This is a genomic window from Azospirillum sp. UENF 111221 (genome assembly GCF_058780625.1).
This window is the reverse complement of sequence record NZ_JBSNCH010000004.1, coordinates 219,229-241,549: the sequence shown is the minus strand read 5'-3', so window position 1 is coordinate 241,549 and position 22,321 is coordinate 219,229. Positions and strand designations below refer to the sequence as shown.

The window sequence follows — 22,321 nt, the reverse complement described above, 5'->3', positions numbered from 1 at the left end:
CTCCCCGCCTCATGCCGGTTCGCTCACGCGCCCTTGGCGGCGCGATAGGCGTCCATCAGCTGGCGGCCGGCGGCGAGGATGCCCTCGCGGTCGCCCTTCTTGACCAGCGTTTCATCGACCAGCTTGCCGCCGGCGCCGACGCAGGCGACACCGGCCGCGACATAGGAGGCCACGGTGGTGGCGTCGATGCCGCCGGTGGGGACGAAGCGGACACCGGGGAAGACCGACTTCAGCGCCTTGATGTGCGCCGGACCGACGGTGGAGGCCGGGAAGATCTTGATGGCGTCGGCACCGGCGGAGATGGCGGCATGCACCTCGGTCGGGGTCAGGGCGCCCATCAGGCAGGCGACGCCATGGTCGCGGCAGGCGGCGGCCACCTTCGGCACGACGCAGGGCGACACCACATACTTGGCGCCGGCCTTCACCACGTCGGCGACGGCGGCCGGGGTCAGGACGGTGCCGGCGCCGATCAGGGCGCCGCCTTCCGCCGACAGCTCCTCGATCAGGCCGACGGCGCCGGGGGTCGTCATGGTGATCTCGAAGGTGCCGTAACCGGCCTCGCGCAGCCAAGTCACGGCGGTGCGCGCCAGATCGGCGGAGCTGTTGCGGATGACCGGAACGACGCCGTAAGCGACGAGCTGGTCCAGGATTTCATTCGGGGTCTGCGTGGTGGACATCAGGATTCCTCGGTTTTTCTTCGGGTGGCGGAAGACGCGGAGTTTGAAACGGAAGCCGGCCGCTCCGGCGCGCGGTGATGCCCGGCCAGGACTGCCTTGATGCGGGCCAAGCGGCGGTCGAGGCCGGGCGGAGCCTGCAGGCCGACGGCGACGGTCAGCACGTCGATCAGCGCCAGCTGTGCCAGACGGGAGGCCATCGGGGTATGGACCGCGGTGTCCTCGTCCACATCGACGGTCAGGCGGATGTCGGCGCGTTCGGCCAGCGGTGTCGCCGATGCGGTGATGGCGATCACCGTCGCTCCGCCGTCGCGGGCGATGGCGGCGACGTCGAAGATCTCGTCGCTGGTTCCGGTCTTGGAGATCGCCAGCAGCGCGTCGCCGGGGCCGAGCGTCGCGGCGGCCATCGCCTGGAGATGGGCATCGGTGCTGGCGGTGACCTGCGGCAGCAGCCGGAACAGCTTGTGATGGGCGTCCAGCGCCACCGCACCGGACGCGCCGACGCCGACGATCTGCACCCGCCGCGCCCGTGCCAGCACCCCGGCCGCCTTTTCCAACGCCAGGGCGTCGAGCCGGCCCCGCAGGCGGACCAGCGCGTCGATGGAGCGGTTCAGCACCTTCTCAGCCGCACTGGCGACGCTGTCGCCGGGGAAAGATCGCGCACCAGCGGTGTCGGGCGGTCGCCGGCCTCCTCCCGCGCCGCCGAGGCGGCGAGATGCTGGGCCAGCGCGATCTTGAATTCCTGGAAACCGCCGAAACCGGCGGAGCGGCAGAAGCGCAGGACCGACGGTTCGCTGACCCCGGCCTTGCCGGCAAGCTGGGCCAGGCTGTCGCGCACCGCCGCACCGGGATCGGCCAGAACGCTGCGCGCCACCGCGGCTTCCGCGCGGCGCAGGCTGTCGAGGGAGGAAGCGATGCTGTCCAGCATGGGAGGACCGGAGTGGCTGCCGAAGGGGCAGCGAAGTGAGGCGTATCGGAACCGAATGTAGTTTTACTACAGTCAGGCCGCTTTGTCGACCCATCTGTGAAGCAATGCTACAATTCGTTCGCTCCCCCCTTTACTTTCCACGCCGTCCGGGCAGGATCGGCCAACACCGCCGTCCTGTCGGAGACAACCTCCTTATCTGGAAAGGTTTTTCATGAAACTGCTGCGCTACGGCCCGCCGGGCCAGGAAAAGCCGGGCCTGCTGGATGCCGACGGCCGCATCCGCGATCTGTCCGCCCATGTCGACGACATCGCCGGCGCCACTCTGCTGCCGGACGCGCTCGACCGGCTGCGGGCCATCGACCCGGCCTCGCTGCCGCTGGTGGAGGGCAACCCGCGCCTCGGCCCCTGCGTCGGGCAGGTGGGCAAGATGGTCTGCATCGGCCTGAACTTCTCCGACCATGCGGCGGAAACGGGCATGGCGGTGCCGCCGGAGCCGATCATTTTCATGAAGGCGACCAGCGCCATCGTCGGCCCGAACGACCCCATCGAACTGCCGCGCGGCTCGGAAAAGACCGACTGGGAGGTCGAACTGGCCTTCGTCATCGGCAAGACGGCCAAATACGTCTCGGAAGACGAGGCGATGGACCATGTCGCCGGCTATTGCATCGTCAACGACGTGTCCGAGCGCGCCTTCCAGATCGAACGGCAGGGCCAGTGGACCAAGGGCAAGAGCTGCGACAGCTTCGGCCCGACCGGCCCCTGGCTGGTGACCTGTGACGAGATCGAGGATCCGCAGGCGCTGAAGATGTGGCTGGAGGTCAACGGCCACCGCTATCAGGACGGCACCAGCGCCACCATGGTCTATGGCGTGCGCTATCTGGTGTCCTACCTGTCGCGCTTCATGAGCCTTCAGCCGGGCGACATCGTCTCCACCGGGACTCCGCCCGGCGTCGGCATGGGCCAGAAGCCGCAGGTCTTCCTGAAGGCCGGCGACGTGGTGGAACTGGGCGTCGAAGGGTTGGGCACCCAGCGCCAGACGGTGGTCCAGGGCTGACGCCACTTCGGGGCTGAGAAACGAAAGGCCCCTCTTCCCCGCGGGGAAGAGGGGCCTTTCGCTGGCATCATGCCGACCTCACCTGACTGAGGAAGCGGTCGATCTGCTGCTGGAGGCGGCCGGTCTGGCTCGACACCTCCTGGGCGACCGACAGGACTTCCTGGGCCGACTGGCCGGTCTGGCCGGCGGCGGTCCGCACCTGACCGATGTTATGGGAAGCCTGAGCGGTGCCGCCCGCCGCCTGCTGGACGTTGCGGGCGATCTCCGAGGTGGCGGCACCCTGCTCCTCCACCGCCGCGGCGATGCTGGCGGCGATGTCGTTCAGGCGGCCGATGGTTTGGCCAATGCTGCGGATGGCGCCCACCGCCTCGCCGGTCGCCTGCTGCATGGCGCCGATCTGGCCGGCGATCTGCTCGGTGGCCTTCGCCGTCTGGCTGGCCAGCTGCTTCACCTCGCTCGCCACCACGGCAAAGCCCTTGCCGGCTTCTCCGGCACGCGCCGCTTCGATGGTGGCGTTGAGCGCCAGCAGGTTGGTCTGGCCGGCGATGTCGGAGATCAGGTCCAGCACGGCGCCGATGCGGCTGGCCGCGTCGTTCAGTTCACGCATGGTGCTGTCGGTACGCTCGGCCTCATTGGCGGCCTTGGCGGCGATGGTCGCCGATTCGGTCACCTGTCGGGCGATCTCGCTGATCGACTGCGACAGCTCATGCGCGGCCGAAGCGGCGCCATCCACGTTGACCGACGCGGTCTCCGCCGCTTCGGCGGCATTGCCGGCCCGGCGCGAGGTGTCGTCGGCGGTCGCCACCATGCCGGCGGCGGTCTGGTGCATCTGGGTGGCGGCGGCGGACACCGTCTCCACCACCGTCTTGACGCCGTTTTCGAACTGGTCGGCCAGCGACAGCATGGTCTGGCGGCGTTCGCCCGCAGCCCGCTGGCGTTCGGCCTCGGCGGCGGTGCGGGCGGTCTCCACCTCGCGCGCGGTGTCGCGGAAGACCAGCAGCGCCGTGCCCATCTCCGCGATCTCGTCCTTGCCGGTCAGCGCGATCTCGGCATCCAAATCGCCAGCGGCGATGCGGTCCATGCCGGTCTTCAGATCCATCATGCGGCGGATGACGATCCGGCCGATATAGAGCCAGACCACCAGGATCGACACCAGGATGCTCGCCACCGCGACGGCGAGCTGGGTCAGGCGGCTGTTGTCCAGCATGCGGGTGGTGGCGGTACTGGCCTCCGCAATGCTGCTCTTCTGGCCCTCCACCAAGGTGGAAATGCCCTTGGCAAGGGTGGTGGTCAGGGCGTGGTTGCTCTCCAGCAGCTGGGTGAAATAGCCCTCGATGGTCAGTTCCTTTTGGCGCAGGGTGACCATGGAGTTTTCGCCGATGGAAAAGCCGTTCAGCAGTTCCGCCTGCTTGGTGGCCACGGCGGCCAGCCGTTCCGGCAGTGTCTCCGCGTTGTTGGAAAGCCCGGCGAGCGACACGCCCACCCGCGTTTCGATGATCGCCAGCCGCTGGTCGTCCCTGGTGGTCGACGCCTCCATCAGCATGTTGCGGATGTTGGCGGCTTCCGCCGTGACGATGGCCAGCGGCTTCTTCTGCGCCATCACCTTGTTCAGGGTGTCCGCCGCCTCGCGCATCGCCGCAGGGGCGGCATCCGGCTCCGCCAGGGTGGAGCGGGCCTGCTCCTCGTCATTGTTGAGGACGGAGGTCCAGGGGGCGGCGAATTTCTGGATTTCCGCTTCGGCCGCCATCACCTTCGGCATCATCGCCATGCGTTCGGCGCCGAGCGCCACCCGTTCGGCAGCCGCCTGGTCGAGTTGCGCCAGATTGCCGAGCAGCCCCTGCGATGCCTCCTCGATTGCGGCAAGCTGAGCACCGGCGGAACCGGTGGCCCGCAGCCGGGACAGGCGTACGTTGAACTCATCCTTCGCGGCGGCGATGCGGGCGGAGACCGCCTCGCGCGCGGCGGCGGTGTCGGCGGAGGTCAGGGCCGGGGCCAGCGCCACCAGCCGTTCGGCCTGCTGCGCCACCGCCATGCCCTCGGTCATCGCCGGCACCGCTTCGCCGACGATGGCGTCGATGGTGGTGCGCACGTTCGCATAGCCGATCAGCGCCACCGCGGCGGCGACCAGCGTGCCGGACAGCACCACGCCGATGGCGATCATCAGCTTGGCGCGCAGTCCGGAATACCATGCACCGCCCTTGGCGGGTGCGCCGTGGCGCGTCATGCTCTGGCTACCCTTCGACATCCCATCCTCCCCCTTCGGTGCTCGGACACCGACGCTCCATAAATCATTGCGGCTGGCCGTTCCGGCTCTCGCCGCACCTTCATTCCACCGAACCTGCCTGCGACGGTCGCGGGCGGTTGGCGGGCGATGTCGCAGAAAAGGAACAATTGCAAATAATTTGACCGTTCCGTGACTAGGAAAGCGCCAAACCGCTTAAGAAAGAAATAAGGAAAATCCACGATTCTTCCGTGATGGCCTGCGAAACATGCCGCAGCGCAATGATCGGCCAGTCGGGCCCCGTTTGGATTTCACTAAAAGCGCGCATTGCCTGGCCGTCGCAAGCCGGAATGATGATCTAGGCCGGTCGTCGGCATATATAAAACTAGTGATATAACAGATTTACTCACAACCGGCGGGCGCATGCGGCCCCCATGGACCTTGCGGTCCGCCGGACCGGCAGAAAGAAGGCCGGCCTTCGGAAAGGCCGGCCCATCCAGTCGGAGGCAAGGCGGTGTCGGCGGTGCGTCAGGCGAGCGCCTCGCGCGGGCCGAAGAACTCATGCACGATGGCCGACTCCGGCAGGCCGAGCGCGGTCAGCGCCTTGACCACCGCAGCCATGAACGGCTTCGGACCCACGACATAGGCGGCGACCCCCGGCTCCTGCGGCAGCAGCTTGCCCAGCCGCTCCTCGTCCAGCAGGCCGACCATGTGCGGCGTGTCGCCCGGCTGCGGGTCGGCATAGCAGTAGACCGGCTTCAGCGCATCGTGCAGGGCGGCCAGCTGGTCGACCTGCCGGCGGAAGGCATGGACCGAGCCGTTGAGTGCCGCGTGCACGTAGATGACCTTGCGGCCGGCGGCCAGCGCCTGTTCGGCCAGCGGCAGGGCGGGGGTCTGACCGACGCCGCCGGTGATCAGCAGCAGCGGACCGGCGCCCTCGCGCAGCACGAACTCGCCGGCGGGCGGATAGACGTCGATCTCGTCGCCGACCTGCACGCGGTCATGGAGGAAGCCGGAAACCAGCCCCTGCTGTTCCCGCTTCACCGAGATGCGGTAGTCCTTGCCGTTCGGCGAAGCCGACAGGCTGTAGTTGCGGTGGACGGTCTCGCCGTCGATGGTCAGCCGCAGGCCGAGATACTGGCCGGGGTGGAAGTCCATTACCGTCCCGCCATCGACCGGTGCCAGCCGGAAGGAGGTGATGACGGCACTCTCCGGCGTCTTCTCCGCGATGCGGAAGCGGCGGGCGCCGCGCCAGCCGCCGGTCAACGCCGCCTTGCGGGCATATTCCTTCTCTTCCGCGGCGATCAGCAGCTCCGCCAACTGCCAATAGGCGGCACCCCAGGCGTCGGCGACCTCGGTGGTCACAGCATCGCCCAGAACCTTGCCAATGGCTTCCATCAGGCAGGTGCCGACGATCTTGTACTGGTCGGGGGTGATGTTCAGCGAGACGTGCTTCTGCACGATCCCATCCACCGCCGGACCCAGCACCTCAAGCCGGTCGATGTTGGAGGCATAGGCGATGATGGCGTTGGCCAGCGCTTCCGGCTGGGCGCTGCTGCGCTGGTGGCTCTGGTTGAAGACGGCGCGCACTTCGGGGAAGCGCTCGAACATCAGCGGATAGAAGGTGCCGGTGATCGTGTTGGCGTTGGCGGCGACGACGGGAGCGGTGGCCTTGATGACGGCGATCTGGGCAGGCGTCAGCATGGGAGGGGGCAATCCTTTTGCGCGTCACGATGTCGCAATCAGATGGCAAGCCCTGTGCCAAAGCGACGCAGCGCGGAAATCCGCGCTGCACGGAAGCTGCGTTGTCAAAGTGACTGCGCACGGTATGATGTCGGATGGACAACGATGCGGTCATTTCGACACTATCGCTCCCGCTGGAAGAGGCTGGAGCGCTGGTGCAGGCGCTGGACGATCCGGCACGGCTGTGGCCGTTGCTGCTCGACCTGATAGCGCGCCATCTGCCTTGCGATGCCTGTGCGCTGCTGCGGCGTGACGACCGCGGCGGAACCGGTCGGGCGGGGGAGGGGCTGCTGGTGCCGCTCGCCACCCGCGGTCTCAGTCCCGACACGTTGGGGCGGCGCTTCGAGCTGGAGGAGCATCCCCGCCTGAAGGCGATTGCCGAGGCTGGCGGCGGGCTGTTGCGCTTTCCCGCCGGCTGCGAGCTTCCCGACCCCTATGACGGGCTGATCCCCGACCTGCGCCAGCGGCTGCATGTCCATGACTGCGTCGGTGCGCCGCTCGGCGTCGATGGGCGGCCGTGGGGGATGCTGACCCTGGATGCGCTGAACGAGGGGCGTTTTGAAGGGTGGGAGGGAGCGATTGCCGCCTGGGCCCGGCTCGCCGCCGACCTTGCGGCGGCGACGGAGCGGCGTGCCGCCCTGGCTGGCGATGGCGGCACCGCCCTGCGGATTCTCGACGATCCGCCGCAGGGCCTCGACTTCGATCCCATCGGTGTCAGCCCGGCGATGGCGAACCTGCTGACGGAGATCGACACCGTGGCGGCCAGCGACCTCGTCGTGCTGGTGCTGGGCGAAACCGGGGTGGGCAAGGAACTGGTGGCGCGACGGCTGCATACCCGGTCCCCTCGCGCCGCCGGGCCGCTGGTCCACGTCAACTGCGCCGCCCTGCCGGATGCGCTGGTGGAAAGCGAACTGTTCGGCCATGTGCGCGGCGCCTTTTCCGGTGCGGTGGCCGACCGGCGCGGCAAGTTCGAGTTGGCCAACGGCGGCACCCTGTTCCTGGACGAGGTCGGCGAGTTGCCGCTGGCGGCGCAGGCGAAGATGCTGCGGGCCTTGCAGAACGGCGAGATTCAGCGCGTCGGCTCCGACCGTCACATCACCGTCGATGTGCGGGTGATCGCCGCCACCAACCGCGATCTGGCGGCGGAGGTACGCGAGGGACGCTTCCGCGCCGACGTCTATCACCGGCTCAGCGTCTATCCGCTGCGAGTGCCGCCGCTGCGCGACCGCGGCACCGACATCCTGCGGCTGGCCGGCCTGTTCCTGGAGCGCAACCGGGCGCGGCTGGGCCTGCGCAACCTGCGCCTGTCGGTGGCGGCGGAGCAGCGCATGCTGGCCTATCCCTGGCCCGGCAATGTGCGTGAGTTGGAACACGCCATCGGCCGCGGCGCCATCCGCGCCCGCGTGGCCCGCCCGACGGACGGCGGGGTGCTGACCCTGACCCCCGCCGATCTGGGGCTGGAAGAGGAGGGGAGCGCCGTGATGGCGACGATGTCCGTGCAGCAGGCTCGCCCGACGGAGCAGCCGACGTTGCCGGACCTGCCTCAACTGCCGCTGCGCGATGCGGTGGAGGAACTGGAGCGCCGGATGATCCGTGAGCATCTGGCCCGCCATGACGGCAATTGGGCGCAGGCGGCACGGTCGCTTGGGCTCGACCGCAGCAACCTGTTCCGCCTCGCCCGCCGGCTGGGGCTGCGGGAATGAGCAGGGAGGGGTTGTCCTGGCACGCGGACATCGATGCGCTGGTCTTCCGGCCGGCCGGGCACGGCGGCTGGTGCGCCGTTCACCGGTTGGCCTTCCGTGCCTTGCTGGACCGGCGGGAACCGACGCCGGAAGACTGTCTCGCCTTTGCTGCCGCCCACCGCGCCTCGTTCGAGGCTGCGGCCGCGGGCAAGATCGCCCGGCGCGGCTACGGCGCCGCGGCCAGCCTGCATCTGACCAGCCGCGATGTCGCCCGCCTCCTCTAGAACCCCATCTGCCGCGGCATCCACAGCGCCAGATCCGGCCAGACGATCACCGCGACGACCACCAGCAGCATGGTGACCAACGGCCACATCACCCAGCGCAGGGTGCTTTCCATCGTGCAGCCGGTCATCCGGCAGGCGACCATCAGGTTGACGGCCATCGGCGGGGTGAACTGGCCGACGGCGATCATCAGGGTCAGGATGACGCCGAACCAGGTCAGGTCCCACTTGTAGGCGGTGGCGATGGGGATCAGCAGCGGCAGCAGGATGATGAAGATCGAGATGCCGTCCAGGAAGGTGCCGACGATGGTCAGCAGCACCACCAGAAGGGCCATCACCCCATATTCGCCCAGCCCGGAATGGATGATGGCATCGGCGATGGGGTCGATCACCGACAGGGTGCTCAATGCCCAGCCGAACACGCTTGCAAGCGCGATCACCGTCAGGATGATGGCGGAAATTTCCGCCGCCTCGACCAGCATGGAATAGAGATCGCGGAAACGGATGGTGCGGTAGACCACCATGCCCAGCAGAAGGCCGTAGGCCACGGCGATCACCGCCGCTTCCGTCGGGGTGAAGATGCCGAGACGCAGGCCGCCCAGGATGATGACCTTGGCGAACAGGCCCAACGACGCGTCCCACAGGCTGCGCCAGAAGGGCGGGCGCGGCTCGTGCGAGAGCTTGGAACCGAGATTGTGTTTCCGTGCCAGCCAGAAGACCGGAATGATCAGGGCAAGGCCGGCGAGCGTGCCGGGGATGATGCCGGCAGCGAACATCGAGGTGGTCGGGGCGGCCGGAACCAGCACGCTGTAGATGATCAGCGCGACCGACGGCGGGATCAGGATGTCGGTGGCCGCCGCGGCGGCGATGACGCTGGCGATGTAGGGGCGGGGATAGCCGGCGCGGATCATGCTGGGGGCCATGACGCCGCAGACCGCCGCGGCGATGGCCGGACCGGACCCCGAAATGCCGCCCATCATCATCGCCACCACGACGGCGATGACCGCCAGCGCTCCCTTGCCCTGGCCGACGATGGCGGTGGCGAAGCGCACCAGCTTCTGCGCCACGCCCGACCGGTCGAAGATGGTGCCGGCCAGTACGAACATCGGGATGGTCAGCAGCGGATATTTGGCGATGCCGGTATAGACGCTGGTCGGCACCGAGATGACGCCGAGATGGGCGAAGGCGATGGCGGCGGTGCCGGCCAGCCCGAGGGCGGCGGCGATCGGCACGCCCAGCACCATCATCACCAGGAAAGAGCCGAAGAGCAGGGTGGTGATCACGGCTCGCCCTCCGGGATATGTCCGGTCTCAAGCGGCTCCGTGCCCTTGTGGATGCGCACCATGCGGCCGACGGTGCGGGCCAGCACCACGAACGACAGGACCGGCAGGCAGATCGTGTAGATCCATTGCGGCAGACCCAGCGCCGGCGAGGTCACCTCGAACCGGTAATCGTCCCAGGTGGCCCAGGCGCCGTAAACCGTCAGCAGCCCGTACATCAGCGCGACGCAGGCCATGGCGAACTGCTCGGCCCGGCGGCGGTTGACGGGCGACATCTTGTCGGTGACGAAGGTGATGCGGATATGCCGGTCCTTGACCACCGCGGCCGACGCGCCGAGAAAGGTCAGGATGACCATCAGCGCAATCGAATACTCCTCGGTGAAGGCGAAGGAAACGTCGGTCAGGTAGCGCACCACGACGTTGGCGAAGGTGATCAGGGCCACCGCCGCCATGGTGATGGCGACCAGCACTTCTTCGATGCCCAGGGGGACGCGGGGTTTCGGCACCGGCCGGACGACGGTGGGGTCGTGATCGCTCATATTGCCAGGGTCCAGATAAAGGGAGCGGGATTATTCCCTTCACCGGGCAATCAATGCAAGAAACGATCTCCCGCCCGGATTACTCCGCCGGCATGCCGGCCATCCCCTCTTCGCAGAGCGTCTCTTTTGACAGCGGGATCCGCAGGGTGAAGACGCTGCCCTCGCCCAGCCGGCTGTCCACCGTCACGGTTCCGCCATGCAGTGCTGCGATGCGGCGGACCATGTTCAGCCCGACACCGCTCCCCGCCGCCGTCCCGGTGTTGGACGCGCGGAAGAAGCGGTCGAACACCCGGTTCCGCTCGCTGTCCGGAATGCCGATGCCCTGGTCGGCAACGGACAGCGCCAGCCACGGTCCATCCGCCTCTTCCTCTTCCCGGACCCGCAGCCCGACCGGCGTGCCGGAGGGGGAGTATTTCAGCGCGTTGTTCAGCAGGTTGTGGACGCACAACTCCAGCATCGGACCGTCGCCCACCACCCAGTGCGGGCAGCCGTCCAGATCCAGTTCGATGCGTCGGCCGGGTGCGGCGTCGCCCTGGGCCGAGGCGGCGGCGCGCAGCAGGGCCGGCAAGGCCAGCCGGTCCCGGCGCAACGCAAAGGCGGGATCGTTCAGCCGGTCGTCGGCAAGGCAGGTTTCCAAGATGTTGATCTGCCGGCGCACGGCGCGTCGGATCTTCTCAAGCCGCGGCAGCATGCCGGGGGCCTTCACCTCCGCATCCATCAGCAGAAGCTGGGCCGCCCCATCGATGATGGCGAGCGGCGTCTTGAACTCGTGCGCCGCCATCGACAGGAAGCCGTTCAGCGCCCGCTTCGCCTCCTGCTCCGCCATCAGCCGCTCTTCCGCCTCCAGCCGGGCGAGGTCGAGGCGGCGCACGGTGTCCTCCAGCCTCATCTCGGCCCGGCGGCGGTGGGTGACGTCGCGCAGCATCAGCAGGCAGCCGACCTCGCGCCCGCCGCTGCCCGCCGTCAGCGGCACCCAGGTCACCTCGAAGCTGCGCGGAGAGCCGCCGCAGTCCAGCGTCAGCGGACCCGGTACAGTCGCCGGCATGGCGCCGACCATGGTGGACAGGGCGGACAGCCCGGGCAGGTCGGCAAGCCGCCGTCCGATGGCGGCATGATCGCCGGCAAGCGCCTGTGCCGCCGGATTGGCTTCCACCACGGTGCCGTCGCCGTCCAGCACCAGCACCGGATCCGGCACCGCGTCCAGCAGCGCATCGCGGGCCACCGGCAACAGCTCGAAAAGGCGACGCCGGGTGATCAACCAATAGAAAATCCCGTCCATCATCAGGAAGCTGAAGGCGGTGGGGTCCAGGTCGAACAGGGTCAGGTTGCCGAAGACGTAACCGGCATTGGCGGCCCACGGGACGGCCATCACCACCAGGAAACCCAGGTAATGGGTGCGGTAGGCCGGCGTCGCCCGGTGGATGCCGCTGGCGGTGACGACGATGCTCATCACCATGAAGGCATAGATGTAGATGGTGACGGCGTAAAAAAGCAACCCATGGCTGTAGACCAGGGCGGCGCCCGGCTCCGCGCTGATCGGCTGGATGGCGGTGTAGAACAGGTGGTGGACGTCGTTGGTCAGGGCCACCGCCCAGGTCGCCAATCCGATCGTCACCAGCACCAGCCGCCAGCGTGCCGGCAGCTCCCCCCTGGTGTAGGACCAGAGGAAGAACGCCCACAGGCTCGGTGTGCAGACAATGCCCAACCACGCCATTTCCGCCCACAACAGCTTGTCGGCTGGCGCCGGCACCATGCTCTCGACGGCGACGGCCGTCGACCACCAGGCGGCTGACAACTGCATCAGCACGAAATCGGTGCGGCCGGGGAAAGCGGGAAGGGTCCAACTGCGCGCTGCGATCCACAATGTGGCGACGACCGCGGCCAGAAGCAGGGCTGACGGAAGGGTCATCGCGGAGCGTGCATGGGTCGGGGCTTCGGCCGTGGTCGTTGCGGCAGATGGGAAGTGCAGAGAATGAACCTTTCCGCCGAAGCTGCGCAAGCTTCTCCGCCAAAAAGGAAAAGCGCGCCGCAATCGGCGCGCTTTCCCAGCCGGGCTGTTTGCCCGGACCTCACCGGATCGTGGAGCCGGTCACTCCTTATTCCTTGTTGCCGCCACTGTTGCCGCCGCCACCGTGGCTGTGCTCGCCACCCTTCTTGCCGGCCTCGGACGCACGTTCGGGATCGTTCTTGAAGCTGCCGCCCGACACCTGGCCGCCCTTGTGGCCGGCTTCGGCCGCGCGCTCCGGATCGTTCTTGAAGTTGCCGCCGGAGTGCTGGCCGCCTGCGCTGCGCCCTTCGTTCTGGTTCGCCATGATGTGTTCTCCATCCTGTGTGATGATCGAAAGGTCGTCACCGTGCGGAACCGCAACGGTGCAGATCAGAACAGGGCGTCGGTGGGATGGTCGCGCCGCCCCCGCCATCGGTTCAGTGCGGCCTTACCGGAAGTGGCAAGCCCCAGCCGGTTGCGGATTCGGACGTAGGGGCCGATAAGGTAAGCCTGCTCTGACATGGAACGGGGACGGCGGGTGTGAGTGATCGGGAGCGGTTCTCCGAGGTGGGGCAGGGCGACGCGGCGCTGCTGCGCAGCCGGGCGATTCCCTCGCTGTTCGAGGCGCTGGAAACCCAGTCCGAAGGAACTGTGGCGGTCGACCGCCACGCCCGGGTCGTGTGGATCAACGAGAAATACGCCCGGATGCTCGGTATCTCCGACCCCGCCGAGGCCATCGGCCGCGAGGTGGAGGAGATCATTCCCCATTCGCAGATGCGCCAGATCCTGGCGACCGGCCAGCCGATCCTTCTCGACCTGATGCTGTTCGGGACCCAGCGGCTGGTGGTCTCGCGCTTTCCGCTGACCGACGATGCCGGCACGGTGATCGGCGCCGTCGGCTTCGTTCTCTACGACAGCCTGCACCGGCTGAAACCCCTGCTGGCCGAATTGTCGCGGCTGGAGGCGGAACTGGCGGCGACCAAGCGCCGGCTCGACGAGGGGCGGCAGCCGCGTTACACGCTGCAAAGCTATGTCGGCGACAGCCCGGTCTGCCTGGAGGTCAAGCGCAAGGCCCGTCTCGCCGCCCGCACGGATGCACCGATACTGCTGCTGGGGGAGACCGGCACGGGAAAGGAACTGATCGCGCAGGCCATCCATGGCCTGTCGGCGCGCAGCGGACGGTCCTTCGTCGGCGTCAACGTGGCGGCGATCCCCGAAACGCTGCTGGAGGCGGAGTTCTTCGGCGCGGTGCCCGGCGCCTATACCGGGCTGGACCGCCGCGGGCGCGAGGGGCGCTTCAAGACCGCCGACGGCGGCACGCTCTTCCTGGACGAGATCGGCGACATGCCACTGGGGCTCCAGGCCAAGCTGCTGCGCGCCCTGCAGGAGCAGGAGATCGAGCCTCTGGGCTCCGACCGGCCGGTGAAGGTGGATGTGCGGGTGATCGCGGCGACCAACGTCGATCTGGAACGGCGGATCCGCGACGGCCGCTTCCGCTCCGACCTCTATTACCGTCTGAATGTGCTGCCGATCCGCCTGCCGGCCCTGGCGGAAATGGGCGGCGGCCTGGAGGCCATCGCCGAATCCATCCTGCAGGAGATCGCCGCCCGCACCGGACTTCCCCTGCGCGGCCTGACCCCGGAGGCGGTCGAGACCCTGGGCCGACATCGCTGGCCGGGCAACGTGCGCGAACTGCGCAACGTGCTGGAGCGTGCCTGCCTGCTGACCGACAACCGCCGCCTGACCGCCGCCGACCTTGCGGAGGCCTTGCCGGATCTGGGTGAGGCCGCTCCGCTTGAACGTCCTTCCGTGCCGACCGGCACGGCAGTCCGGGCGGAACCGCAAGCGCTGCCTCTGCCGGACTATGACCGGGCCTTCGACGAGTTCGAGCGCGGACTGCTCGGCCGGGCGCTCGCGGCCAGCGGCGGCCGTGCGGTGGAGGCGGCACAGGCGCTCGGCATCTCCCGCGCCGCCTTCTACAAGAAGCTCGCCCGTCTGGGGATGCGCGCCGGCGGGTGAGGCCGGCGCGCATTCAGTTCAGACAGGTCAAATCACACCGGCAACTGCTTCATCGCCGCGACGGCGGTCATCACGCCGCGGATCTCGGCCAGGCCGCGCAGGCGGCCGATCATCGGGTAGCCGGGGTGGGTCGGCTTGCCGACGTCGTCCAGCAGCTCGTGGCCATGGTCGGGGCGGAAGGGCAGGCGCCAGTTGTCGTTGCCGGCGTCCTGGCGGCGCTTCTGTTCCTCCAGCAGGGTGGTGACGACCGACACCATGTCGACGTCGCCGCCCAGATGGTCGGCTTCCTCGAAGGATTCCGTCCGGATCCTTGGCGACGTTGCGCAGATGGACGAAGTGGATGTCCTCGACGAAGCGCTTCGCCATCGCCGGCACGTTGTTCGTCTGTCCGGCCCCCAGCGAGCCGGTGCAGAAGGTCAGGCCGTTGTTGGGCGACTTCACCGCATTGATCAGGTGGTCGAGGTCGTCCTCGGTGCTGACGATGCGGGGCAGGCCGAACAGCGGGCGGGGCGGGTCATCGGGGTGGATCGCCATGCGGATGCCGACCTCTTCCGCGGTCGGGATCACCTCGCGCAGGAAGCGGGCCAGCGTCTCGCGCAGGCCGTCGGCGCTCATGCCGTTGAAGCGCGCGATCATCTTGCGCAGGCCGGGGATGTCGTAGCGGTCGTACGCACCCGGCAGGCCGGCCATGATGTTGGTCAGCAGCTTGGCGCGGTCGCTTTCCGACGAGCGGTCGAACCATTCCTTGGCCTTGGCGAGAACCTCCGGAGAATGGTCCTCCTCGGCACCCGGACGCTCCAGCATATAGACGTCGAAGGCGGCATGTTCATGGGCGTTGAAGCGCAGCGAGGTGCCGCCGCCCGGCAGGGCCGCCGCCAGTTCCGTCCGCGTCCAGTCCAGCACCGGCATGAAGTTGTAGCAGATGGTCGTCACGCCGCAGGCGGCGAGGTTGCGCATCGACTGACGGTAATTGTCGAACAGTTCGGTCAGGTCGCCTTCGCCGATCTTGATCGCCTCATGCACCGGCAGGCTTTCCGTGACCGTCCAGCTGAGGCCGAGTTCCTTGTCGGACTCGATCATCGCCTTGCGTTTCTGGATTTCCTCCACCGACCAGACGACGCCGTAGGGGATGTGGTGCAGGGCGGTGACCACGCCGGTGGCGCCGGCTTGGCGGATGTGGTTCAGCTTGATCGCGTCTTCGGGACCGAACCAGCGCCAGGATTGTTCCATGGCTGCGAACTCCTTGGATAGAGAGGGGGCTTTGGAAATCTGGAAAAATCAGCGGAAAAGCAGGCTCGGCAGCCACAGAGACAGGGCCGGGATGTAGGAGACCAGGAACAGGATCAGGATGTTGCAGAGGAGGAAGGGCCAGATCGCCTTGGTGATGGCCCCCAGCGAGATCTTCGCGATGTTCGCCGCAACGAACAGGCAGACGCCGACCGGCGGGGTGGTCAGGCCGATCATCAGGTTCAGCACGGCGAAGGTGGCGAAATGGATCGGGTCGATGCCGACCTGGGTCGCCACCGCCAGCAGCGGCGGGAACAGGATGATCAGCGCCGCAATCGTCTCCATGAAGGTGCCGACGATCAGCAGCAGGATGTTGATCAGCAGGATGATCAGATACTTGTTGGTGGTCAGCGCCAGCATCGAGGCGGCGATGGCCTGCGGGATCTGCTCGCTGGTCAGGATCCAGCCGAAGACGTTGGCGAGGCCGACCAGCAGGATCAGCCCGCCCGCCCCGATGGCGCTTTCCAGCAGGATACCGGGCAGCTGGCGCAGCTTGAAACCCTTGTAGACGAACAGACCGATGACGAAGGCGTAGAGAGCCGCGACGATGGAGGCCTCGGTCGGGGTGAAATAGCCGCCGACGATGCCGAACAGGATGATCGCCGTCATCAGCAGCGCCCAGAAGGCGCCGCGGCTGGCGCGGACCAGCGCGCCGAAACCCTGCCACGGCTCACGCGGGTAATTGCGAACCCGCGCCAGGATCCAGACCGTCAGCATCATGCCGAGGCCGAGCAGCACACCAGGGATGGCGCCGGCCATGAACATCTTGCCGACCGACAGGCCGGTCAGGGTGCCGACGATGATCATCGGCACGCTGGGCGGGATGATCGGGCCGACGGTGGAGGCGGCGGCGGTCACGGCGGCGGCGAAGGGGGCGTCATAGCCGGACTTGCGCATCGCCGGGATCATCACGGCGCCGATGGAAGCGGTTTCCGCCACCGCGGTACCGGAGATACCGGCGAACACCATCGATCCGGTGACGTTGGCGAGGCCAAGGCCGCCGCGGATATGGCCGACCAGCCGGTTGCTGAACAGCACGATCTGGTCGGTGATGCCGCCGCCGTTCATCAGGTTGCCGGCCAGCACGAAGCCGGGGATGCAGAGCAGGACGAAGCTGTCCATGCCCGCATACATGAACTGCGGGACCACGGCGAGGTCGATGTCGCTGCCGACCAGATAGACCGCCGACGCGCCGCCCAGGGCGATGCCCACCGGCGCGCCCAGGATCAGCAGGACGGCGAAGGTGACGAACAATGCGGTGACCATCAGACGGTTTCCCCATGGCTGGGCGGCGCGGAGTCGCGCCCAAGCCCGGCCAGCCGGGCAATCGAGAAGAAGGCAAGCGAGACCGGGATGATCAGCGTCACGACATAGACCCAGATCATCGGGACGTTGATGGACCGTGCCCGCTCACCCAGGCTGCCGACGACATAGTCCCAGGCACCGGGGATGATCGCGACGGCGAAGACCAGGATGGCCACGTCGACCAGCCGGGCGACGGCCCATTGCATCGGCTTGGGCAGCAGCAGGATGAACATGTCGACGTTCACCAGCTCGCCGCGCAACAGCGCGAGGCCACAGGAGAAGGCGACGAGATGGACCAGCGCGAAGCGGGCCACCTCCTCGGTCCAGGGAGGCGAGGGAAAGCCGGGAATGCGGCCCAACACTTGGATGGTCACCACGACGATAAGGACGCCGATGGCCGCCAGGGTTCCCCAACGGCAAAGGGCGGAGACGGCCGACACCAGGGCGGCAAAGGCGTTGCGCATGGAAGGACTCTTGCGGTTCGGGAGAAGACGGGCGCCCTCTCCCGGGACGGGAGAGGGCCTTGTCTGCCGCTCACTTCACCGCGAGGATTTCGTCGTAGATCGGCTTGATCTCCGGCGACAGCGCCGCGACGACGGCCGGACGGCCCTTCTCGGCGAAGGCGGCCTTGTCGACGGCGATGAACTCCATGCCCTTGGCCTTCAGGTCGGCGGCCAGCTTGGCCTCGTCCTCGATGAACAGCTTGCGCTCGGCGGCTTGGGCAGCCTTGGCGGCCTCCATGATGGCGGCGCGCTGTTCGGCCGGCAACTTGTTCAGCTTCTTCGAGCCGCCGACCAGATAAATCCAGCTGATGACGTGCTCCGTCTGGTTCACGTATTTCTGGACCTCGTAGAAGCTCGCCGACTTGATCAACGCCAACGGGTTCTCCTGCGCCTCGATGGTGTCGTTCTGCAGACCGGTGAACACCTCCGAGAAGGCCATCGGCGTCGGCTTGGCACCCAGCCCCTGCCAGAAGGACACGAACAGCGGCACGTTGGGGACGCGCATCTTCAGGCCGTTCAGATCGTCCGGCGACTTGATCGGGCGCTTGCTGGTCAGGTTGCGCGGGCCGCGGGCGAAGTAGGTCAGCGGGACCAGCTGGGTCTTCTGCTCGATGGCGTCGGCGATCTTCTTGCCCGGCTCGCCGGTGACGACCTTGTCGAGGTGATCGAGATCGCGGATGGCGTAGGGAACGGCCAGCAGTGCGGCGGCCGGCGCCCAGTTCTGCAGGGACTCGCCGGTGATGGTGAAGTCGATGGTGCCGAGCTGGATGCCCTTGATCAGGTCGGTTTCCTTGCCGAGCTGCTCGTTGGGGAACACCTTGACCTCGACCGCGCCGTTGGTGCGCTTGGCGACTTCCTCGGCGAAGACCAGCGAGGCCTTGTGCCAGACATTCTCCTCGTTGGCGAGGTGGCCGAGCTTCAGCGTCGTCTTGGCCTGGGCGCGGACGATGGCCGGGGCGGCGATCCCGCCCAGCAGCGTCGCACCGGCGGCGATGCCGGCGCCGAGGCCGATGCTCTTGGCCAGCGTGCGGCGCGAGATCGGGGTCTTGCTGTTCATCCTGGTGTCCCTCCATTTTGGGCGGATCGGGTCCGCCGTTGCTTCGATTGGTGGCTGCCCTCGGGCACGCGATCAGCTTTCGAAGTCGAGCTGAACCTTGATGGTGCTGGACGGGTCGGTCTCGATCAGCGAGAAGGCGCTCGCCGCATCGGCGATCGGGAAAACCTGGGTGATCATCGCCGCCGGCTTCAGCTTGCCGCTCTCCAGCCATTCGATGACCTGCGGCAGCAGGCGGCGGTTCAGGCGCGAGCCGACCAGCGTCAGCTCCTTCTTCACGATCTCCTGCTGGCTGATGTTGCAGGGGGCGGGAGAGAAGCCGAGCAGGCCGATGCGCGCCGCCGGGCTGGCGAGGCGGCAGGCCTCCTCCAGCAGGGCAGGCACGCCGGCGCCGTCGATCACCACCGTGGGGCCGAGCCCGTCATTCTCGTCGCGCACCGCATCGGGAACCGACACCCGCGACGAGTTGAGGACGACATCGGCGCCGAACTCCTTCGCCCGCTCCAGCCGCTTGTCGTCGAGGTCGGCGACGATGCAGCGGGCGCCGTGCAGTTTGGCGACCTGCACAATCGTCAGCCCGACCGTGCCGGCGCCATAGACCAGCAGCGTGTCGTCGGCGGCGATGCCGGTGCGCGACAGCACATTGGCGGCGATGGACAGAGGCTCCGCCAGCGCGGCGATCGAGATCGGCAGGTCGGACCGCACCTTGACCGCATTGGCGGCCGGCACAACGACATGGTTGCGGAAACCGCCGTCGCGGTGGACGCCGAACACCTCCAGATTGGCGCAGACATTTGTGCGCCCGGCCCGGCAGGCATAGCAGCGGCCACAGGACACCACCGGATCCACCACCACATGGTCGCCGGCAACGACGTTGGTCACGCCATCGCCGACCGCCTCGACCGTGCCGGCGAACTCGTGGCCGATCACGCGCGGATAGACCGCGAAGGGGTTGGAGCCGTGGTAGATGTGCAGGTCCGACCCGCAGATGCCGGCACGCTGGACGCGCACCAGCACCTCGCCGGCCTTGACCGGCCCTGCAGACGGGGTGTTCTCGGGACGGAGCGCCAGCACATGCGGCTTTTCAACGGTCAGGGCAACCACGGGACTACTCCCTACTGAAGAGAAAGCGGTGAAACGGGATCAGGCAGACGCGGCCACGACGGCGCGGGCGCCTTCGGCGAACAGGCGCTTGAGCGCGACGGTGACCGGGGCGGTGAAGCGCTGGTCGCGCGGCAGATCCTCGCCGAACACAGCGGTCAGCCCGAGCAGCGCCTCGGCCAGCCGGTCGGGATCGCCGGCCGTGGCGGCTGCGATCTCCGCCAGCTTGGCAGCCAGCGGATCGCGCACGTCGATGGGCTGTCCCTTCTCGTCGGAGCCGGCGACGTAGCGCATCCAGGCGGCGACGGCCAAGGCCAGCCGGTCGATGGGCAAGCCGGCGGCAAGCCGGTCGCGGATCGGGTTCAACAGCCGCTGCGGCAGCTTCTGCGTGCCGTCCATGGCGATCTGCCAAGTGCGGTGGCGCAGCGCCGGATTGCGGAAGCGGGCGATCAGCGCGTCCTTGTACTGCTCCATATCCGCACCGGGCGGCATGTGGAGCGTCGGCCCCGTCTCGCGGTCCATCAGGTTGCGGACCAGCGTGGCGAAGGCGGAATCGGCCATGGTGTCCGACACCGTCTCGTAGCCCGCCAGATAGCCGAGATAGGCGATGGTGGAGTGGCTGCCGTTCAGCAGCCGCAGCTTCATCGTCTCATAGGGATGGACATCGGCGACCAGTTCCACCCCGACCGTCTCCCAGGCCGGCCGGCCGGCGGGGAAGCGGTCCTCGACCACCCATTGGGTGAAGGGCTCCGTCACCACCGGCCAGGCATCCTGCACACCGAGCGCCTGCGAGACGCGGGCGCGGTCGGCCTCGGTGGTGGCGGGGACGATGCGGTCGACCATGCTGTTCGGACAGGCGACGGTCTCGGCCACCCAGGCGCCAAAGGCCGGGTCACGCAGTTCCGCGAAACGGCGCAGGATGCGGGCGACGGTGTCGCCGTTGCTCGGCAGGTTGTCGCAGCTCAGCACGGTGAAGGGCGCCAGCCCGGCAGCGCGGCGGCGGGCCAGCGCCTCGGCCAGGAAACCGATGGCGGTGCGCGGCTTGTCCGGGTTGTCCAGGTCGTGGCGGATGTCGGGATGGCTCTCGTTCAGCGCGCCGGTGGCCGGATCGTGGCAATAGCCCTTCTCGGTCACCGTCAGGGTGACGATGCGCACCGACGGGCGGCACATCCGCTCCAGCACCGCTTCCGGGTCCTCATGCGCGACCAGCAGGTCCAGCAGGCAGCCGATCACCCGAAGCCGCTCCCCCTCCGCATCGCGCACCGCGACGGTGTAGAGCCCGTCCTGCGGTTCCAGCGCGTCGCGGGTGTCGGGGCTGCGCAGGCTGACGCCGGCGATACCCCAGGGCCCGAACTGCCGTTCAAGCAGGGCGTCGGTGTAGGCCGCCTGATGGGCGCGCTGGAAGGCACCGACGCCGAGATGGACGATCCCGATGTCGAGGCCGTTGCGGTCGTAGCCGGGCCGGGCCACCGTCGCCGGCAGGGCGGACAGGCCGGAGGCGCCGAGGCGCCGCGACGGGGCGCCGGACGGAGGGACGGTGGACGCAGGCGATTGCATGGAGAGCATTTCCTTCCAGGCGAGCGGTTGGCTCACATTCTTGTATGGTAGTATGTCAAGAAGCGCAGAGAAGGGCAACCCGGATTGTCATCCTGTCGAACCATATAGCCCTGCTACTGCCGTCCTCCCTTGCGGCCAGCACTGGACAGGCGGCGGCGGTCAGCGCAGGGCGGCAACCCGTGACCGGCCGCTGTTTCTGGAGGCGGTCTTCGCTGCCGGCGGGGCTCCGGCCTCCTCAAGGGTGAACAGGTCGGGGAACTTACCTTCCAGTTCGGGCAGCGAGGTCAGGATCTCGCGCAGATGCAATCCCATCGCCGCCTCCGCCTTGATCGGGTCGCGAGCGACGATCGCCTCCAGCACCGCCTGATGCTGCGAGATCAGGCGGCGGATCGGCGTGGCATAGGGAACGCTGAGATAGCGGACGCGGTCCATCTGCGCCTTCGTCTCCTCGACGATGCGCCAGGCATAGTCGCACTCCGCCCCGATGGCGATGGCGCGGTGAAAGGCTTCGTCCAGTTCCAGGAAGCGCACCGGCACCGGTTCGTCGGCGATGTCCCACTGGGCCTTCAGATTGTCGCGCAGCTCGGCGATGCCGGCCGGCGTGATGGTCTCGCAGGCCTTGCGCACCACGGCGGTCTCCACCGCCTCGCGCACGAAGCGCGCGTCCAGCACCTGCTTGACCGAGATTTTGACGACGAAGCTGCCGCGTTGCGGCCGGATGGTGAGGAGGCCGGCTTCGCTCAGCTTGATGAAGGCCTCGCGCACCGGCTGGCGGCTGACGCCGAGCTGGTCGGCGATCTCCTGCTCGGACAGGGCTTGGCCGGGGCGGAACTGCATCGTCACGATGGCTTGGCGCAGCACCCGGTACACGCGCCGCGCGATCGGCTCGCCGGATTCCACGTCGATCTTGTTCAGCATCGGCACGTCATGGTTTATGGCGCCTCGAAACCTGCCCGAAGGGCCGGAGCGGATGACTGGTCTATCAGGATACTACCATACCAAGCGGTCGGCAAGAGTATTTCCCGCCAAACCCTCTTGGCCCAAGGCGGGTTTCTCAACGAAAGCTCACCCGGATCAAAGAGACCCCTCCAGAGTTCCACAAACAA

20 protein-coding genes are annotated in these 22,321 nt (G+C 67.8%); 4 read left to right on the top strand and 16 right to left on the bottom strand.

Features of this window, described 5'->3' with window-relative positions; genetic code table 11:
* Positions 1 to 23: 23 nt before the first annotated feature.
* Genes ACWPN3_RS13160 through ACWPN3_RS13150 form a run of 3 tightly spaced genes read right to left on the bottom strand, consistent with a single transcriptional unit; the run spans position 24 to position 1,602 of the window.
* Entirely contained in the window at positions 24 to 677 is a 654-nt protein-coding gene (locus ACWPN3_RS13160; protein WP_377807455.1) for a bifunctional 4-hydroxy-2-oxoglutarate aldolase/2-dehydro-3-deoxy-phosphogluconate aldolase, read from the bottom strand.
* The gene (locus tag ACWPN3_RS13155; protein ID WP_492261473.1) at positions 677 to 1,291 is read right to left on the bottom strand and encodes a MurR/RpiR family transcriptional regulator; all 615 of its coding nucleotides are present in this window, start codon (positions 1,289 to 1,291) and stop codon (positions 677 to 679) included. Before ACWPN3_RS13155 ends, ACWPN3_RS13160 begins: the two co-directional genes overlap by 1 nt.
* Positions 1,285 to 1,602: a hypothetical protein gene (locus ACWPN3_RS13150; protein ID WP_492261472.1), complete on the bottom strand. Its 318-nt coding sequence runs from the start codon at positions 1,600 to 1,602 to the stop codon at positions 1,285 to 1,287. The genes ACWPN3_RS13155 and ACWPN3_RS13150 overlap by 7 nt, the downstream gene beginning before the upstream one ends.
* A 211-nt stretch (positions 1,603 to 1,813) precedes the next feature.
* Here ACWPN3_RS13150 and ACWPN3_RS13145 point away from each other — a divergent pair, with 211 nt between their 5' ends.
* Positions 1,814 to 2,656, top strand: a complete 843-nt coding sequence (locus ACWPN3_RS13145) for a fumarylacetoacetate hydrolase family protein (RefSeq protein WP_492239618.1) — start codon at positions 1,814 to 1,816, stop codon at positions 2,654 to 2,656.
* Positions 2,657 to 2,723: 67 nt separating this feature from the next.
* On the opposite strand, the gene ACWPN3_RS13140 is transcribed toward ACWPN3_RS13145, so the two are convergent.
* Together ACWPN3_RS13140 and hmpA are read right to left on the bottom strand one after the other, a co-directional pair.
* Positions 2,724 to 4,901, bottom strand: coding sequence for a methyl-accepting chemotaxis protein (locus tag ACWPN3_RS13140; RefSeq protein ID WP_492239619.1), 2,178 nt, complete (start codon positions 4,899 to 4,901; stop codon positions 2,724 to 2,726).
* A 504-nt stretch (positions 4,902 to 5,405) separates the two neighbouring features.
* Entirely contained in the window at positions 5,406 to 6,581 is a 1,176-nt protein-coding gene (hmpA, locus tag ACWPN3_RS13135) for an NO-inducible flavohemoprotein (RefSeq protein ID WP_492239620.1), read from the bottom strand.
* Positions 6,582 to 6,715: 134 nt separating this feature from the next.
* Here hmpA and norR point away from each other — a divergent pair, with 134 nt between their 5' ends.
* Positions 6,716 to 8,323 carry a nitric oxide reductase transcriptional regulator NorR gene (gene norR, locus ACWPN3_RS13130; RefSeq protein WP_492239621.1) on the top strand — a complete coding sequence of 536 codons (1,608 nt, stop codon included), beginning with the start codon at positions 6,716 to 6,718 and terminating at the stop codon, positions 8,321 to 8,323.
* An 11-nt stretch (positions 8,324 to 8,334) separates the two neighbouring features.
* The gene (locus tag ACWPN3_RS13125) at positions 8,335 to 8,586 is read left to right on the top strand and encodes a DUF1488 family protein (protein WP_492261471.1); all 252 of its coding nucleotides are present in this window, start codon (positions 8,335 to 8,337) and stop codon (positions 8,584 to 8,586) included.
* Here ACWPN3_RS13125 and ACWPN3_RS13120 read toward each other — a convergent pair.
* The 4 genes from ACWPN3_RS13120 to ACWPN3_RS13105 all read right to left on the bottom strand — a co-directional run bounded on the left by ACWPN3_RS13120 (position 8,583) and on the right by ACWPN3_RS13105 (position 12,714).
* Positions 8,583 to 9,866, bottom strand: coding sequence for a TRAP transporter large permease (locus ACWPN3_RS13120; RefSeq protein ID WP_109096248.1), 1,284 nt, complete (start codon positions 9,864 to 9,866; stop codon positions 8,583 to 8,585). The genes ACWPN3_RS13125 and ACWPN3_RS13120 overlap by 4 nt on opposite strands.
* A complete protein-coding gene (locus tag ACWPN3_RS13115) occupies positions 9,863 to 10,402 on the bottom strand; it encodes a TRAP transporter small permease (RefSeq protein ID WP_109096247.1) in 540 nt (179 codons plus the stop codon). Before ACWPN3_RS13115 ends, ACWPN3_RS13120 begins: the two co-directional genes overlap by 4 nt.
* 79 nt (positions 10,403 to 10,481) lie before the next feature.
* On the bottom strand, positions 10,482 to 12,311 hold the full coding sequence (locus tag ACWPN3_RS13110; protein ID WP_109096246.1) for a sensor histidine kinase: 1,830 nt from the start codon (positions 12,309 to 12,311) through the stop codon (positions 10,482 to 10,484).
* A gap of 187 nt (positions 12,312 to 12,498) precedes the next feature.
* Positions 12,499 to 12,714, bottom strand: a complete 216-nt coding sequence (locus tag ACWPN3_RS13105; protein ID WP_109096245.1) for a con-10 family general stress protein — start codon at positions 12,712 to 12,714, stop codon at positions 12,499 to 12,501.
* A 215-nt stretch (positions 12,715 to 12,929) separates the two neighbouring features.
* On the opposite strand from ACWPN3_RS13105, the gene ACWPN3_RS13100 reads away from it, so the two are divergent.
* On the top strand, positions 12,930 to 14,408 hold the full coding sequence (locus tag ACWPN3_RS13100) for a sigma-54 interaction domain-containing protein (RefSeq protein ID WP_492239623.1): 1,479 nt from the start codon (positions 12,930 to 12,932) through the stop codon (positions 14,406 to 14,408).
* 27 nt (positions 14,409 to 14,435) lie between these two features.
* On the opposite strand, the gene uxuA is transcribed toward ACWPN3_RS13100, so the two are convergent.
* The 7 genes from uxuA to ACWPN3_RS13065 all read right to left on the bottom strand — a co-directional run bounded on the left by uxuA (position 14,436) and on the right by ACWPN3_RS13065 (position 22,133).
* Positions 14,436 to 15,638 carry a mannonate dehydratase gene (gene uxuA, locus ACWPN3_RS13095; protein WP_492239624.1) on the bottom strand — a complete coding sequence of 401 codons (1,203 nt, stop codon included), beginning with the start codon at positions 15,636 to 15,638 and terminating at the stop codon, positions 14,436 to 14,438.
* A 48-nt stretch (positions 15,639 to 15,686) separates the two neighbouring features.
* Positions 15,687 to 16,961 (bottom strand): TRAP transporter large permease, encoded by a 1,275-nt coding sequence (locus ACWPN3_RS13090; RefSeq protein ID WP_109096242.1) that lies wholly within the window; start codon positions 16,959 to 16,961, stop codon positions 15,687 to 15,689.
* Entirely contained in the window at positions 16,961 to 17,464 is a 504-nt protein-coding gene (locus tag ACWPN3_RS13085) for a TRAP transporter small permease (RefSeq protein WP_109096241.1), read from the bottom strand. The genes ACWPN3_RS13090 and ACWPN3_RS13085 overlap by 1 nt, the downstream gene beginning before the upstream one ends.
* 70 nt (positions 17,465 to 17,534) lie before the next feature.
* Positions 17,535 to 18,560, bottom strand: coding sequence for a TRAP transporter substrate-binding protein (locus ACWPN3_RS13080; protein WP_109096240.1), 1,026 nt, complete (start codon positions 18,558 to 18,560; stop codon positions 17,535 to 17,537).
* Between the two features lie 72 nt (positions 18,561 to 18,632).
* Positions 18,633 to 19,661, bottom strand: coding sequence for a Zn-dependent oxidoreductase (locus tag ACWPN3_RS13075; protein ID WP_109096239.1), 1,029 nt, complete (start codon positions 19,659 to 19,661; stop codon positions 18,633 to 18,635).
* A 39-nt stretch (positions 19,662 to 19,700) separates the two neighbouring features.
* Positions 19,701 to 21,215: a mannitol dehydrogenase family protein gene (locus ACWPN3_RS13070; RefSeq protein WP_492239625.1), complete on the bottom strand. Its 1,515-nt coding sequence runs from the start codon at positions 21,213 to 21,215 to the stop codon at positions 19,701 to 19,703.
* 159 nt (positions 21,216 to 21,374) lie between these two features.
* The gene (locus ACWPN3_RS13065; RefSeq protein WP_492239626.1) at positions 21,375 to 22,133 is read right to left on the bottom strand and encodes a GntR family transcriptional regulator; all 759 of its coding nucleotides are present in this window, start codon (positions 22,131 to 22,133) and stop codon (positions 21,375 to 21,377) included.
* Between the last annotated feature and the right edge of the window lie 188 nt (positions 22,134 to 22,321).